Origin of the sequence: Nocardia sp. NPDC050413, assembly GCF_040655475.1 — a bacterium.
Lineage (GTDB): Bacteria > Actinomycetota > Actinomycetes > Mycobacteriales > Mycobacteriaceae > Nocardia > Nocardia coubleae.
The window spans coordinates 630,787-645,317 of record NZ_JBFAJZ010000002.1 but is presented as its reverse complement, the minus strand read 5'-3'; the positions used below and the strand labels follow the sequence as shown (position 1 = coordinate 645,317).

Here is a 14,531-nt window from a genome sequence, read left to right as displayed (position 1 = left end):
ACAGCGCCCCCACGGGCAGCGATGTCTTCACGGTTGCCCCTGGCTTTCGGCGGCGAGCAACGGGCCCCACCAGCGGCGGGCGACGGCACCGAAGCGGGTGGTTTCCGGTTCGCCGGGGCGGGCGGGTTCGGCGATCAGCTGCTCGAAACGTGGTGCGCGGCCCCAGATGTAGCGCAGGTAGCGGTCGGTGTGGTCGCCGAATTTGTCGGGGCCGTTGGGGCCGCCGTCGAAGGCGTGTTCGGCGGCGAGCAGGGCGTCGGCGACGCTGTCGCCCCGGAAGCGGCGTTCGGCGTAGGCGGCGGTGGCGGTGGGCGCGACGGGCAAGGGTTCGCACAGGCCCTCGTCACGCAGGCGGACCAGGTCGCGCAGGATCGCAAGGGCCGCAGGTGGTTCGGGTGCGGTGATGATCGACCGGGCGACCGGGCGGCTGCGGAACTGGCCGCGGCCGGTGCTGATCGCCCGCCACGACCGATCCTCGGTGGCGGCCAGCGCGAGCAGCGAAACCCACGCTGCCAGACGATGTTTGGGCGCCAGACGGGAGTACGTGGTGCGGACGAGGGTTTCGCCGCGCACCTCCGGAACGGTACCGGCGAGGGTGCGACCGTTGCCCAGGTCGACGGCGATGTCCACCGCTCGCGGACTCGCCTCGTAATCGGGCAGCGCCGTCCGCACGATGGTGTCGACCGTGCCTTCCACCTCGTCGAGCACGCGGGTACCGAAACCGAAGGGCGGCAACGTCCCCCGTCGCCATTCGGCCGCGCGCAGGCCCGCCGGGTCGGCACCGGTGAGGCGGGCGGTGAGCATCCGCTCCCCCAGGTCCCACTTGGCCAGGCCGTCGAGTTCGATGGGCAACTGGTCGGCGATGTCCTCGGATTCCTCGGGGACCCGCAGGCCGAGGCGCTGCCACAGGAACGCGCGCACCGGGTGTTCGGCGAACGCGATCAGTTCGGCCAGCGCCACGTCCGTAGGCGGGGCGGGCGGGAGCGGTTCGGCGAGCAGTGGTGGGCGCGGGCGGGACGGACGCGCGGCAGCCCGGGCGCCCGCGAGGGCGACGGTGTCGAAGCTGCGTGGGCGCTCCGGCGCGAAATTGCGCCGGTCGAAGGCCTGGAGCGGGTGCCGGATGTGCACGTCGGACATCGCGGCCGAGCCGACGTGGGTGGCGAGCACGTCGAGCAGTTCGGCCACCGGGACGGCGGGCGGGCGGGCGGCGCCGGTGACGGGGTCGGCGCCGGTGTGCAGCACGAGCAGCTGTTCGGTGGCGGCCATGATCGCGTCGAGCAGCAGCTGCCGGTCCTCGCTGCGGGCGTCGCGTTCACCGATCAGCGGGTCGCGGGCCAGCAGGTCGTCGCCGTCGACGCTGCCGGTACGCGGGAAGATGTCGTCGTCGAGGCCGAGCAGCACCACCACCCGGTGCGGCACCGATCGCATGGGAACCAGCGAGCACACCGTGAGTTCGCCGGTGCGGAAGTTGGCGCGCCCGGGTGCGCCCGCGAGCCGGGAGGTCAGCAGCACCGCGACATCGGCCAGCCGCAGCGGTGCGTCACCCGCGTGCTCGGTGGCGGCGACGATCTCGCGGCGCGCTTCGGCCCGGATCCAGGCGTAGGAGTCCGGCACATCGGTGAGCAGTTCGAGCGCGCGCAGCAGCACCGCCGTCCACTGGGCGGCGGGCCGGGGACCGCGCAGGTCGCGCAGGCAGACCGCGACCCGGTCGACGAACTCGGCGAAGCGCCCCGCCAGGTCGACGTCGTTGGAGTCGACATCGTCGAGGGGCAGGGCGAGATCGAGCCAGTCGTCACCGGACTCGTCGGCGGTGACGCCGAGCAGGATGCGGTCCACGGCGGCGTTGAGGGTGTTCTGGGCGAAATCGGCCAGGCCGAACGCCTCCCGCTGACGCTGCCCGATACCCCAGCGCGCACCCGACTCGGCGGCCCAGCCGCGCAGCCGTTCGATGTCGTCGTCGTCGAAACCACAACGGCGGCGCACGCTTTCGGCGGCGGCCAGATCGAGGACCTGCGTCACGGTGACACGCCCGTCGGCCAGTTCGAGCAGATCGATCACCACCGCGAGCATCGGGTTGGTCACCGCCCGGCCCCGGTCCGCCAACCGCACCCGCAGCTGATGGGCCGGATGTTCCCCGGCTACGGGCTGGTCTCCCGTGCCCGACCCGCGCTGCCCGAAGGCCGCCCGCACCAGCGGGGCATAGGCCTCCACGTCCGGGCACATGATGAGCACGTCGCGTGGTTCCAGCGTCGGATCGGCGGTGAACGTGCGCAGCAACAGATCCCGCAGCACCTCCACCTGCCGGGCCGCACCGTGACAGGCGTGCACCTCGATGCTGCCGTCCGGCGCCGCCCCCGACTCCGGGGCACGGTCGTCGCGGATCGCGCACTGCACCCGGCCGAGCAGGGTCGTCGAATCGAGTCGCGCCGGGAGATGACTATCGCTGTCCAGCAACGGTTTCAGCCGCTGCTCCAGCTCCCGGACATCACGGCCGAGGCCGGCGAGCAAGGGGTGCGAAACGCGATCCGCGGTCCGATCGGCAGACCGGGGCGCCGCCGAGAACTGCTGAACCCCGGCTCGATTCGCCCGCGCCGGCCCGTCCCGATCAGCGACCGGATCCGAGCCGTCCCCGACCGGTGGACCACCGGGAGACTCGAGATCGAATCGCGCAGCCGCAGCCGCAGCCGTGCTCGGCGAAGCCGCACCGGACCGCGGCGACGATGCGTTGCCGATGCCACCGTGCCCGGCGGCATCGGCGAGTGCCGTCCACAGCACCGGACTCGGATGTGCCAGCCACAGGTGCACATCGCGATGGGCGGCGAGGGCGGTGAAGACGGCGAGCTGGTCGGCGGGCAGGCGGGTGAGGCCGAACAGCGACAGGCGCTCGGGCAGGTCGACGGACGCGGGGTCGGTGCGCAGCCGGGCACAGGCGTCGGCGAGGCGTTCGGCGGGGCTCGGGGAGCCGATGGCCGTGCGCAGCGCGCGCCACAGCTTCGGCTGCCATGCCAGGTCGTCGGGCACCCGGCCGCCCGCGCCGTCGCCGTCGTTGCCCGCGACCCAGTCGAGCAGCACGCGCGGGCGCTGGGCGGCGTAGGAGTCGAACAGGGCGGCCAGGTGGGCGGCGGTCGAATAGCGCCTGCCGAGCCGGTGATCGCCGCCGGGCAGCCCGAGATGGCGGGCCAGGACCGCTGCCCACGGTTCGGCGGCCACCTCGTCGATCACCCGCAGCACCGACCACACCACCCGCTGCCCGGACCACGGGTCGTCCTCGGCGGTGATCCCGTTCGCGGCGGCCAGCACGTCGGCGACCAACGCGGCAGGTGAGGGGAAGGAGATGTTGGCAGCTACCCCGTCACCTGCCCCGCCCACGCCGAGCACCCCGGACAACCGTTGCGCCAGCCAGCGCTCGACACCTTTCGCGGGAACGGCGACCACCTCGGTGGCGAAAGGATCACCGGGCGCAACCGCGAGCACCTGCCCGAGACCGTCGGCCAGCGCGTCGGCGCGTTCGGCGCGATGGAGGTGCAACGGCATCCGTCGTTTATACGCCCAGCGACCGACCCGCAATCATGCGACCCCGCCCACACCCCCCGCAAGAGCTAGTGAAATAGACCACACTGCAACGCGTTACCGGCCACGCCTGCGCCGGGACGAAACCGGGGCGTGGGACTCTGCTGGCTCGGGTGGGACGGTTCGGCCGCAGTACGAAAGGCGGGTTCGGTTCATGATCGCGCAGGTGATTGCCCTGGTTCCCGACGGCGGATTCGTCGTCCGCCGCGCAGGCGCCCGCTGGGAACTCATCAATTCCCGGCGCTACGGCCCCGACCAGGTGCTGCACTCGTGGCCCCTCGATCGTCACGGCGAGGCGTTCGAGCACTGCCACCGGCTCAACGGCTGCCCCATCGCCACCCCGCACGCCGCGCATCACTGATCGCAATCCCGCTGTGCCACAAGGCCGATTTGTGACGATTCGGCAGCGAAGGGTGCGCCCGGGCCGTCGATGTGCCAGTGTGGTGCCTCGTGCGTGACCGTTCCCCCGCCACCCGCGTCGTTTCCCGGGTCGCAGCAACAGCTTGTCTCCTCGCCGCCGCGGCCGCCCTCACCCCGGGCGTCCCCGTACTCACCGCCACCGCGCAGGCCGCGCCGGTCCTGACCCAGGCGTGCCTGTCCGGCTTCGACTGCGACATGAGTTCGCGGATCGCGCGGGTGAACAGCTACCTGGCCGGCCGCCCCGGCGTCGTCGGCTACGTGCTGCGCGACCGTGTCACCGGCGGCATCTACGCCAACGAACACGCCGAGAACCAGGTGTGGACCGCCTCGACGATCAAGCTGGCCATCGCCGCCGACCTGCTCAACCGGGCCCGCGTCGGCGCCATCGCGCTGTCGCCGGAGGACCGGGGCAATATCGAGGCGATGCTCGCCACGTCCAACGACCAGGCGACGGATGTGCTGTGGCACAAGTACATCGGCTTCGACCGGATGGCCTACAACAACGCCTTCCGCGCGTACGGCATGGTCAGCCTGATCCCGCAGCCGACCAACACCGCGCTGTTCCCGGACTGGTCGTTCCAGAAGTGCACCGCCGCCGACCTGGACCGGCTGATGAACACCATCCTCGACACCATGCACCCCGACGACCTGGCCTACCTGCTCGACCGGATGCGCTCGGTCGACTCGAACCAGCACTGGGGTGTGTGGGGCGCCGGCGCGGCGATGCGTCCCGGTCTGAAGAACGGCTGGTCGGCCGAGGCCGACGGCTGGGTGGTCAACTCGGTCGGCGTCGCGGGCGAGGGCGAGCGCTATACCCTGGCCATCATGAACGCGCTCGGCGCCGACGGCGGCTACACCGAGGGCGCCGAGACCGACACCAAGGTGGCCCAGCTGCTCCTTGCGGGTCGCTGAGGCGCCACGTCCCGTAAGGTCGGTTCTGTAATCACCCCAGTCAGCCGAGGAGTCAGGACGATGAGCACTCAGTCTGTCGGGAACCAGCGGCACCGCGTGGTGGTGATCGGTTCCGGGTTCGGCGGGTTGTTCGGCACCCGGCACCTGCGCAGGGCCGATGTCGATGTCACGCTGATCTCCAAGACGTCGACCCACCTGTTCCAGCCGCTGCTGTACCAGGTAGCCACGGGCATCCTGTCGACGGGCGAGATCGCCCCGGCCACCCGGCTCGTGCTGCGCAAGCAGAAGAACGCGCAGGTTCTGATGGGCGACGTCGTCGACGTCGACCTGGCGAACCAGACGGTCACCTCGCGCTTACTCAACCGCGATACCGTCACCCCCTACGACAGCCTCATCGTCGCCACCGGCGCGCAGCAGTCCTACTTCGGTAACGACCACTTCGCCACCTACGCGCCCGGCATGAAGACCATCGACGACGCCCTGGAACTGCGTGCCCGCATTCTCGGCGCCTTCGAGCAGGCCGAGCTGGCCGAAACCCAGGAGGAACGAGACCGGCTGCTCACCTTCATCGTCGTCGGCGCGGGCCCGACGGGTGTCGAGTTGGCCGGGCAGATCGCCGAACTCGCCGACCGCACCCTCGACGGCACCTTCCGCACCATCGACCCGCGCGACGCGCGCGTCATCCTGCTCGAGGGCGCGGGCGCGGTGCTGGGCCCGATGGGTCCGAAGCTGGGCGCCAAGGCCGCCAAGCGGCTCGAGAAGATGGGCGTGGAGATCCAGCTCAACGCCATGGTGACCGATGTCGACGCGCACGGCGTCGTCGTCAAGGACAAGGACGGCAGCACCCGCCGCATCGAGGCGATGTGCAAGGTGTGGTCGGCGGGCGTGCAGGCCAGCCCGCTGGGCAAGATGATCGCCGAGCGTTCCGACGGCACCGAGGTGGACCGGGCCGGTCGCGTCATCGTCGAGCCTGATCTCACGGTCAAGGGTCACCCGAACGTCTTCGTGGTCGGCGACCTGATGTCGGTGCCCGGTGTGCCCGGCCAGGCCCAGGGCGCGATCCAGGGTTCCACCTACGCGGCCAAGGCCATCAAGGCCGGGCTGAAGGGGCAGACCCCGGCCGAACGGAAGCCGTTCAAGTACTTCAACAAGGGCTCGATGGCGACGATCTCGCGTTTCGACGCGGTCTGCCAGATCGGCAAGCTCGAGTTCAGCGGGTTCCTCGCCTGGCTCGCGTGGCTGGCCCTGCACCTGTACTACCTGGTCGGCTACCGCAGCCGGATCGTCACCGTGATCGGCTGGTTCGTGTCCTTCCTCGGCCGCAACCGCGGTCAGATGGCGGCGACCGAGCAGTGGGTGTTCGCGCGCCTGGCGATCGAGGAGGTCAACTCCGACGTCTCCGAAGCCGATGAACTCGCCGCCCACCTCGGCGCCCCGCCGTCGGGGCGCAAACAGATCGACGAGCGCAAGTCCGGGTAGTACACCTGCCCGAAAAGCCGGATGGTTCCGTCGAACCATCCGGCTTTTGTCGTCTCCGGTTACCTTCCGGCACACCGATATTGCGGGCTGCCGACGTTTCGGACCCATCCGCCCACGGCACCGGTCCGAATGTCGGAGGTCATATGTGTGACCAAATCCCCCGGATGAAAGGTGATCTATGGCGACGGGGAAACACAGGGCGCCGAGCCCGCAGCGACAGAAGGTCGGTTCGGTCGTCGCGGCGGGAGCGGTACCCCTGGTCATGGCCCTGATCGGCACGGGCACCGCGAATGCCGATCCCGCACAGGCGGCGGTGACGCAGCCCGAACAGCAGCCGATCGCACCGGAGTACGACGCGGTCGCGCCCAATGCCGCCCCTTACGTGACCGCGCCGAAACCCGCGAACACGCGCAGCTCGCTGCCGTGGGCACGCACGGGCCCGGAGACCGACTACCTGTCTCCGGTCGGCCCGCTGCATCTGCCGACCGCGGTGGCACCGGTACCGCCGATCCTGCCGCCGCCGGGCCAGTTCCGCTTCGGTGACCAGCAGGTTCCGGTGCCCGACTTCGTTCCGGTGGAGACGTCGATCCAGATCAACGACGCCTCGGCCAACACCGAGGCGAACCTCGCGACGTTCCTCGACTCGATCGGGCTCGAGCGCAGTCGCTCCGACCGGATCGCCCAGGAGACCCTCGGCACCGCCGCGCGCGGTGCCGCAGTCGGGTCGACGGTGGCGATTCCGGCCGCGATGATGGGCAGCACGGTCGGCGCGGTGGCCGGGCTCGTCACCGGGCTCGTCTTCTTCCCGGTCGGCCTGGTCGCGGGCCCGATCCTGGGCGGCGTGGCCGGATACATGGCGGTGTCGGTGCCCGCCACGATCGTCGGTGCCGGTGTGGGCGCCGTGGTCGGTGCGACGAACGGTTTCCTCGCGCCGCCGCGCGGAATGTCGCCCGACGCCGTCGACGGCGAGGACGCGCCCGAGACGATCGAGGCCGAGGACAGCGAGCCGGCCATCGCCTGATCGTCGGTGTGCCGGGTGGTGGGAGCCGGATACGTCCGGCTCCCACCACTTCTCGGTTAACCGACCGCAACCGGTGCGTGCAGGCGCGCACTCGTGCGGGTCGCCAGGGAGCCGCCCGCGGCCAGCGGCAGCCGGACCGCGTCCAGGCCGCCCGACCAGGCGGGTCGATCGTCGGGATAGCGCAATTCGCTGTCGAGCGCTCGCGCTGCGCTCAGCCGGTCGTCGGCAGACGTGCCCGCCCCGAGTTCCAGCCGGTGCCGCAGCAGCGGCAGCTCCCCCACGTCGGCGATCAGATCACCACGCCAGCCGCCGCCGTCCTCCCCGCTGCGGCCCAGCTGGATCCGTTCCCGCAACCGCAACCGCGCTCCGGGGCCGAGCACGACTGTGGTCACCGCGTGATGATGTGCCCCACCCGCGACGATTGTCGGCTCCGGGTCGAAGTCCAGCTCCGCCTCCGCACCGACCTCGAAGTGCCAACACGCCGACGACCGTGGGTTCGCGGCGCTGGGCAGGGCGATCGTCGCCGCGACCGAGCGGACAACCAGTCGCGCGCCGGGCAGCACGACCACCCGGATGTCGAGTTCGTCGCCGCCGAGCGGGGTGGCGGCGGTGCCGATCAGGTGCACGGTGTCGGCGCCGGTGTGACGCCCGGCCAGGCCGCCGATCGCCTCGATGCGCGGCAGGCGGCCCGGTGCGGCGACGATGCTCAGTTCAGTGCGCAACGCCCGCGGCCGCGTCCTGCTCGGCGACCACGCGCAATTGTTCACGCACCCAGGCGAGCACAGGGGTGGCGGCCGGATCCTCGGTGAGCGAGATCAGGGCGGTCGGCCTGCCCTCACGCACCTTGGCGGCGTCGCGGTCCATCACGCCGAGGTCGGCGCCGACCAGCGGGGCGAGGTCGGTCTTGTTCACCACCAGCAGGTCGGAGAAGGTGACACCGGGGCCGCCCTTGCGCGGCACCTTGTCGCCGCCCGCCACGTCGATCACGAAGATCTGCACGTCGATCAGGCCGGAGGAGAACGTGGCGGTGAGGTTGTCGCCGCCGGACTCGACGAGGATCAGGTCCAGCGGCGGGTTGGCCGCGACCAGGTCGTCGATGGCGTCGAGGTTGGCGGTGATGTCGTCGCGGATGGCGGTGTGCGGGCAGCCGCCGGTCTGCACGGCGGTGATCCGCTCGTCGGGCAGCACCGCGTGGCGGCGCAGGAAGTCGGCGTCCTCGGTGGTGTAGATGTCGTTGGTGAGCACCGCGAGCGAGAGCTCGTCGCGCAGCTGCCTGCACAGCGCCGCGACCAGCGCGGTCTTGCCAGAGCCGACCGGGCCGCCGATGCCGACGCGCAGCGCCTCACCAGGAACCCGATCGCGCTTGGGCCGGTCGTGGCTGTGATCGTGCGGTTCACCATCGATCAGGTGCGGCGGCATGGGAACTCCTTCATCTCGGGGTCAGGACGCGAACAGTGGCATATCGCGGTGGAGGTGACGTTCGGCGAGCGCGTCCTGCAACGGGTCCGACAGCGCGGCCAACCCCGTGACGGCCTCGGCGGCGACCCGGTCGCACAGGGGTGCCAGGCGCAGCGTGCTCGCCGCGATGGCGGCGGGGTCGAGGGCGAGGAGGCGCTGGGCGGCCGTCGCGGCACCGGTCAGCGTGGTGTAGACGACGACGCCCGCGAGTTCCTCGGCACTCGCACCGCAGGCCAGTCCGACCATGCCGAACACCGTCGACAAATGCGGGCGTGTGCCGACCGCCGACCACTTCGGATATTCGGCCTCGGCGGGGGGCATCGTCGACCGCGCGTCGGTCGCGTGCACGTGGACCGGATCGGGCCAGAGTTGTTTGGCGAGTCGCAGCAGACCGCGACCCTGGGCACGGGAAGCGGCGCGCGCGGCGGGAGACGGTGTGCGGGCATCGGTTTCGAGGTCGGCCCGCTCGGGAGTGAGCGTGCCGGCGCAGACCGCGGCGGCCAGCGAGGCCGTCACCAGACCGGTGGTCGCGATGCGGCGGCGCAGGTACAGCTCGACGCTCGCGTTGTCGCGCAACAGACCCGAGGCCACGGCCTCCTCGACACCGCCGGAGTGCACGTGCCCGCCGATGGGCAGGCGCGAATCGGCCAGGGCGAGCAATGTCGCCAGGCCCGTCGCACCCTCGTTTCGCATCCGATGATCCTATGCAACGCCGTCGCCGCAACGCTCGGCGAGCCGGACCCAACCGCAGGCCAGGTGGCACTCCTCACATCGAGCGAGTGCTGTGCGGCACCGGACAACCGGTAGCGGCGGTGACGCCGCTACCGGTTGTCAGCGCGTCGACCGGGCCGAACGCCACGCCAGCGCGGCCATCGCCAGCAGCAGCAACGCACCGCACGTGGTGGCGACATGCATGCCGCTGACGAACGATTCGCGAGCGGCGTGCGCCAGACCCGCATTGTCGCCGGAGTGCGCGAGGGTCTCCCCCAGCGTTTCGTCGAAGTCACCGCCGGAGCGGAACACCAGCGCCGCCAGCGAACCGAGCAGCGCGAGCCCGAGCGCGTTGCCGAGTTCGAAGCTGGTCTCCGAGATTCCGACCGCCGAACCCGCGCGCTCGGCAGGCACCGCCGACACCGCCACATCCGACACCAGGGTGAAGGAGATGCCGTATCCGACACCGGCGATCACCGAACCGGCCACGTACCAGGCCAACCCGCCGTCGACACCGACGCCGAGCAGCATCAGATTGCCCACCGCCGACGCGACGAGCGCCAGGGTGAACGCGGCCCGCACCCCGATCCGCAGCCCGAGATTCGCCCCGCTCATCGAGCAGACGAACACGGCCACCGCCATCGGAATGCCGAGCAGCGCGGCCTGCAACGGGTCACGCCCGGTGACCGACTGCAGATACACGCTGGTCAGGTAGCTCATCGCGGCCAGCGACATCATGCCCGCCATGCTGGCGCCGATCGCGACCCGGAACAGCGGCCGGGTGAACAGCGACAGGTCGAGCAGCGGTTCGCTGAGATGACGCTGCCTGCGCACGAACAGCACGAGCATCACCGCGCCGATGGCCGCGATCACCAGCGAGACGAGATCGAACCCGTCGGCGGCGATGTGCTTGATGCCGTAGACCACCGGCAGGATGCCGCCGATCGACAGCGCCACGCTCGGCAGATCGATCGGGCCGAGGGTCGTCGAGCGGTGCTCGGGCAGCAGGAACGGGCCGAACAGCAGCAGGATCGCGAGCACCGGGATATTGATGAGGAACACCGAACCCCACCAGAAGTGGTGCAGCAGCAGACCGCCGATGATCGGGCCGACGGCCGAACCGCCCGCGAAGAACGCCGTCCAGATGCCGATCGCGGTCGCGCGCCTGCGGGCGTCGGGGAAGAGCGTGGAGATCAGCGCCAGGCTCGACGGCAGCAGGGTCGCACCGCCGATGCCCATCAGCACGCGCGCGGCGATGAGGACGGGGGCGCTCGGCGCGAACGCGGCGAGCACCGATGCCACACCGAACACGGCCGCGCCGGCGAGCAGGATGTTGCGCCTGCCGATCCGGTCACCGAGATTGCCCATCGTGATGAGCAGGCCGGCCAGCATGAACCCGTAGATGTCGAGAATCCAGAGCTGCTGGGAGGCGGTGGGGTCGAGGTCGCTCGTCAGGGTCGGCATGGCGAGGAACAGCACCGAGATGTCCATCGACACCAGCAGCACCGGCAGCAGCAGCACGCCCAATCCGAGCCATGCGCGGCGTCCACCGGCGACTGCGGTGGGCACCGCCGGTTCCAGCTTCGTCATTCCGAGTTCCTTCCCAGGGTATGCGTACGGCGTACGCGAGGCACCGGTACAGTGTACGCATTAAGACCGGATGACGAAAGTGAGTCATGGGATGACTGAGGCCAAGCTCACCAGGGCGGCGATCGTCGACGCCGCGATCGCCCTCGCCGACGCCGACGGCCTCGACGCGGTGTCGATGCGGCGCATCGCCGATCGCCTCGCGGTGGGGACCATGTCGCTGTATCGGCACGTGGACAGCAAGGACGAACTGATCGCGGCCATGACCGACGAGATCGCCGCCCGGCATCCTTACCCCGACCCGACCGGGCAGAACTGGACCTGGCGCGACCGGGTGCGCATCGCCGCCGAGATCGATTGGCAGCTCTACCAGCAGCATCCGTGGGTGCTGTTGACCTTCGCGGTCCCCCGCTACAGCTTCGGCCCCCAGGGTCTGGCGAGCCTGGCGTGGCTGGTGGCCGGCCTGCGCGAGCTCGAGGTGTCGACGCGCGAGGCCACGACCATGGCGTTCACGGTGTGGAACTACATCTCGGGCGCGAGCCTGCCGGTGGTCGGTGGCGCCCTGCTCGCCGACAAGCGCACCGCGACCGACGACCCCAACGGTCTGCGCGATCTGCTGGAAGGCACACCACAGTTCCCGGTGCCGCCCGCCTTGGCGGACCTGGAGGGCGCCGGCGTGAGCGAGCTGACCTCGCAGGATCTGCTCTACCTGGGCCTCGACGCGCTCTGCGATGGTTTCGCCGCGCGCGCCGACCGGTCCGGCTAGGTCATCGAACTGGCTGCGCCGCAGCCGCTTTCGGTTTCCTCCAAGCGGGCACTGTCAGATAGGTGGCGGCGCGCAACACCCATTCCACCGGACCGTAGGGGTGGTGACGCAACCACCAGGCACTGAGCGCGAGCTGGGCGGCGAAGGTGACCAGCGCGACGAGCACGACCACCGGCGGCGCGACGGTATCGGCGAGGGCGAAACCGTATCCGGTGTAGACCACCATCAGCACCACCGACTGACCGATGTAGTTGGTGGCCGCCATTCGCCCGGCGGGCGCGAGCGCGGCGAGATACCGGCCGGTGCGCGGCGAGCCCGCCAGCCGCAGGACCAGCGCGACATAGGCGAACGTCATGGCGGGCGCGATGAGGTACTGGAGTCCGTGGACCAGGACCGGCGGATGCCACCAGTCCATCAGCTGGGCGAAGGTCATGGCCGAGATCGGGAACCCGAGCCCGAACCCGATCCACAGCACCCGGGGCGTCCAACGCGCGATGGTCGCGGCGTCCTCGAACAGATTGCGTTTACCCGCCACCATGCCGAGCAGGAACATCGCCAGGCTCGGCACGCCCTGGCCTATCCAGATGAGGATCGCGAACACCGGGGCGACGGAGGTCTGGGCGGCGAAGGTGTCGGCGAAGCTGCCGGTGAAGTCCGCCGACATCTTCGGCAGGTCCAAGAACAGGCCGAGGCCGAGCGTGCCCGTGCCGCTCCCGGGTAGGAAGGCGAAGACCGACCACAGCGAATACAGCACGATCGCGGTGATGACGGCGGTGCGGGGGGAGAGTTTGCGCAGGGCGATCAGCAGCAGGCACAGCGCCGCGTACAGGGTGAGGATGTCGCCGACCCACAGGAAGTACACGTGCAGCAGGCCGATTCCCATCAGCGCCGCGCACCGCCGCAGCAGCCGCCGCACCGGTGGCGCCCCGGCACGCTGGGCCGCCGCGATCTGCAGGGTGAACGAGTATCCGAACAGGAACGCGAACAGCAGGTAGAAACGTCCGGTGAACAGCGCGTCGACGCCCGCGCGGACCAGCTGGTCGGCGGTGCCGTCGAACAGTGAACGCGGGTCCTCTCGCGTGCCGACGGCGGACCACAGCGTGGTCGCGATGATCACATTGGTGATCAGAATGCCGAACAGGGCGAATCCGCGCAGGATGTCGACCTCGCCGATGCGGCGGCCGGAAGATGCCGCAGGTGAAGGGGTTCCGGCTGTCATGGACCGAGAGTAGGCCGGAGTGTCTCGCCGGTCGTCCCCCGAAAGACCGATTCGGTGGGGCTACCGCAGGGGGCATCGGTCACCCTTGCGGCGTATTGACACGGGCGAATCGTGTGCGGACGCGATGGCGAAAATGTCGCATACGGGCCGATCGGCAAAGCCTCGCATCCTGCGCCGAGGTGGCCCGAGGCGGGCTGCCGTCGGCCTCTGTGCCGAGTACGCGAGACGCGCGACCGGGCCGTGCGGAGTCGGGGGAAGTGCGGCGCGGTGGAAGAATGGGCGCATCGTGCACGACTCGCAACCAGCTTCGGAGGCGGACATGCAGGCAGTGGTGATCGAACGATTCGGGGAGCCGAAGGACGTACTCGCGGCACAGACCGTGCCCGTGCCCGAACCGGGACCAGGTGAGGTGCGGCTGTCGATGACGCTCTCACCCATCCACAACCACGACCTCGCGATCGTGCGTGGGGTATACGGCTACAAACCCTCACTGCCCGCGATTCCGGGCACCGAGGCCGTCGGCGTCGTCGACGCGGTGGGCCCGGGCGCCGACCGGGTGCAGGTCGGGCAGCGGGTCGCGGTGGCCGGGGCGCGGGCCGCGTGGGCCGATTACTTCGTCGCGCGCGCCGACCAGGTGGTTCCCATGCCGCCGACGGTGCCCGACGAGACCGCCTGCCAGTTGCTGGCCATGCCGTTGAGCGCGCTGATGCTGCTCGACGACCTCGCCGTGCAGCCGGGTCAGTGGATCGTGGTGAACGCCGCCAACGGCGCCGTCGGCCGGCAGGTCAACCTGTTCGCGAAGCAGCGTGGCGTGCGGGTGCTGAGCCTGGTGCGCGGACCTGGTTCGGTGCGGGCACTCGAGGACCTCGGCTACGGCCCGGTCCTCGACACCGAGAGCGAAGGATGGACCGACCGCGTGAGCGAGGTGACCGGCGGCGAACCGATCGTGCGGGCCGTCGACCAGGTCAGCGGTCCGGCCGCGGCCACGCTGATGTCGCTGCTCGCCCCGCGTGGTGAACTCATCTCCTTCGGCGCGCTGTCGGGCAAGCCGATGGTCATCGACACCGGTGCGGTGATCTTCAAACAGGCTGTCGTGAAGGGCTTCTGGGGCCAGCAGCGCAGCGCCGAGATCGACCGGGCCGATTACGTGCGGCTCATCACCGAACTGGTCGGGCTGGCCGCCGACGGCACACTGCGCCTGGAACTCGACGGTGAGTTCCCCCTCGACAAGGCCGGTGACGCGGCCGTCGCCTCGGAAACGCCGGGACGCAACGGCAAGATCGCCCTGCACGGGTCCGCCCGCTGATCCGGACACCGCCTGTCACAAGGGAATTCGGTAATCGGGGTGGTCGCTTCCGGCGCGTCGCCGCGGCCACCCCGGTACCGTG

The 14,531-nt window shown here is 70.5% G+C and carries 12 protein-coding genes; 6 read left to right on the top strand and 6 right to left on the bottom strand.

Annotation, left to right across the window (positions count from 1 at the left end; translation table 11 throughout):
• Window positions 1-27: 27 nt before the first annotated feature.
• Complete coding sequence (gene recC, locus AB0I19_RS09000) at window positions 28-3,534, bottom strand: exodeoxyribonuclease V subunit gamma (protein ID WP_357146336.1); 3,507 nt, start codon at window positions 3,532-3,534, stop codon at window positions 28-30.
• Between the two features lie 190 nt (window positions 3,535-3,724).
• Between recC and AB0I19_RS08995 the strand changes: the two genes are divergently transcribed.
• From AB0I19_RS08995 to AB0I19_RS08980, 4 genes are all read left to right on the top strand, one after another.
• Window positions 3,725-3,931, top strand: a complete 207-nt coding sequence (locus AB0I19_RS08995; RefSeq protein ID WP_181698142.1) for a hypothetical protein — start codon at window positions 3,725-3,727, stop codon at window positions 3,929-3,931.
• 89 nt (window positions 3,932-4,020) lie between these two features.
• Window positions 4,021-4,902 (top strand): tat pathway signal sequence, encoded by an 882-nt coding sequence (locus AB0I19_RS08990; RefSeq protein ID WP_174550283.1) that lies wholly within the window; start codon window positions 4,021-4,023, stop codon window positions 4,900-4,902.
• Window positions 4,903-4,962: 60 nt separating this feature from the next.
• Entirely contained in the window at window positions 4,963-6,381 is a 1,419-nt protein-coding gene (locus tag AB0I19_RS08985) for an NAD(P)/FAD-dependent oxidoreductase (RefSeq protein WP_357146333.1), read from the top strand.
• Between the two features lie 178 nt (window positions 6,382-6,559).
• Window positions 6,560-7,402: a hypothetical protein gene (locus AB0I19_RS08980; protein ID WP_357146330.1), complete on the top strand. Its 843-nt coding sequence runs from the start codon at window positions 6,560-6,562 to the stop codon at window positions 7,400-7,402.
• A gap of 56 nt (window positions 7,403-7,458) precedes the next feature.
• Here the strand turns inward: AB0I19_RS08980 and AB0I19_RS08975 are convergent, their stop codons facing one another.
• The 4 genes from AB0I19_RS08975 to AB0I19_RS08960 form a co-directional block, all read right to left on the bottom strand.
• Window positions 7,459-8,124 (bottom strand): urease accessory protein UreD, encoded by a 666-nt coding sequence (locus AB0I19_RS08975; protein WP_357146327.1) that lies wholly within the window; start codon window positions 8,122-8,124, stop codon window positions 7,459-7,461.
• Entirely contained in the window at window positions 8,114-8,821 is a 708-nt protein-coding gene (gene ureG / locus AB0I19_RS08970) for an urease accessory protein UreG (protein WP_357146326.1), read from the bottom strand. Before ureG ends, AB0I19_RS08975 begins: the two co-directional genes overlap by 11 nt.
• 21 nt (window positions 8,822-8,842) lie before the next feature.
• Window positions 8,843-9,553: an urease accessory UreF family protein gene (locus AB0I19_RS08965; RefSeq protein ID WP_357146324.1), complete on the bottom strand. Its 711-nt coding sequence runs from the start codon at window positions 9,551-9,553 to the stop codon at window positions 8,843-8,845.
• Between the two features lie 138 nt (window positions 9,554-9,691).
• On the bottom strand, window positions 9,692-11,161 hold the full coding sequence (locus tag AB0I19_RS08960) for an MFS transporter (RefSeq protein ID WP_357146322.1): 1,470 nt from the start codon (window positions 11,159-11,161) through the stop codon (window positions 9,692-9,694).
• Between the two features lie 91 nt (window positions 11,162-11,252).
• On the opposite strand from AB0I19_RS08960, the gene AB0I19_RS08955 reads away from it, so the two are divergent.
• The gene (locus AB0I19_RS08955) at window positions 11,253-11,924 is read left to right on the top strand and encodes a helix-turn-helix domain-containing protein (protein WP_357146319.1); all 672 of its coding nucleotides are present in this window, start codon (window positions 11,253-11,255) and stop codon (window positions 11,922-11,924) included.
• A gap of 1 nt (window position 11,925) precedes the next feature.
• On the opposite strand, the gene AB0I19_RS08950 is transcribed toward AB0I19_RS08955, so the two are convergent.
• A complete protein-coding gene (locus AB0I19_RS08950) occupies window positions 11,926-13,143 on the bottom strand; it encodes a DUF418 domain-containing protein (protein ID WP_357146317.1) in 1,218 nt (405 codons plus the stop codon).
• A 319-nt stretch (window positions 13,144-13,462) separates the two neighbouring features.
• On the opposite strand from AB0I19_RS08950, the gene AB0I19_RS08945 reads away from it, so the two are divergent.
• The gene (locus AB0I19_RS08945; protein WP_357146314.1) at window positions 13,463-14,449 is read left to right on the top strand and encodes a zinc-binding dehydrogenase; all 987 of its coding nucleotides are present in this window, start codon (window positions 13,463-13,465) and stop codon (window positions 14,447-14,449) included.
• The last annotated feature ends 82 nt before the right edge of the window (window positions 14,450-14,531 follow it).

What these genes read in the sequence shown, in the direction of transcription:
- AB0I19_RS08980 (WP_357146330.1), top strand. Translation starts at nt 6,560, where the DNA reads ATGGCGACGGGGAAACACAGGGCGCCGAGCCCGCAGCGACAGAAGGTC.
- AB0I19_RS08965 (WP_357146324.1), bottom strand. Translation starts at nt 9,553, where the DNA reads ATGCGAAACGAGGGTGCGACGGGCCTGGCGACATTGCTCGCCCTGGCC.
- AB0I19_RS08955 (WP_357146319.1), top strand. Translation starts at nt 11,253, where the DNA reads ATGACTGAGGCCAAGCTCACCAGGGCGGCGATCGTCGACGCCGCGATC.
- AB0I19_RS08950 (WP_357146317.1), bottom strand. Translation starts at nt 13,143, where the DNA reads ATGACAGCCGGAACCCCTTCACCTGCGGCATCTTCCGGCCGCCGCATC.
- recC (WP_357146336.1), bottom strand. Translation starts at nt 3,534, where the DNA reads ATGCCGTTGCACCTCCATCGCGCCGAACGCGCCGACGCGCTGGCCGAC.
- AB0I19_RS08995 (WP_181698142.1), top strand. Translation starts at nt 3,725, where the DNA reads ATGATCGCGCAGGTGATTGCCCTGGTTCCCGACGGCGGATTCGTCGTC.
- AB0I19_RS08945 (WP_357146314.1), top strand. Translation starts at nt 13,463, where the DNA reads ATGCAGGCAGTGGTGATCGAACGATTCGGGGAGCCGAAGGACGTACTC.
- AB0I19_RS08960 (WP_357146322.1), bottom strand. Translation starts at nt 11,161, where the DNA reads ATGACGAAGCTGGAACCGGCGGTGCCCACCGCAGTCGCCGGTGGACGC.
- ureG (WP_357146326.1), bottom strand. Translation starts at nt 8,821, where the DNA reads ATGCCGCCGCACCTGATCGATGGTGAACCGCACGATCACAGCCACGAC.
- AB0I19_RS08985 (WP_357146333.1), top strand. Translation starts at nt 4,963, where the DNA reads ATGAGCACTCAGTCTGTCGGGAACCAGCGGCACCGCGTGGTGGTGATC.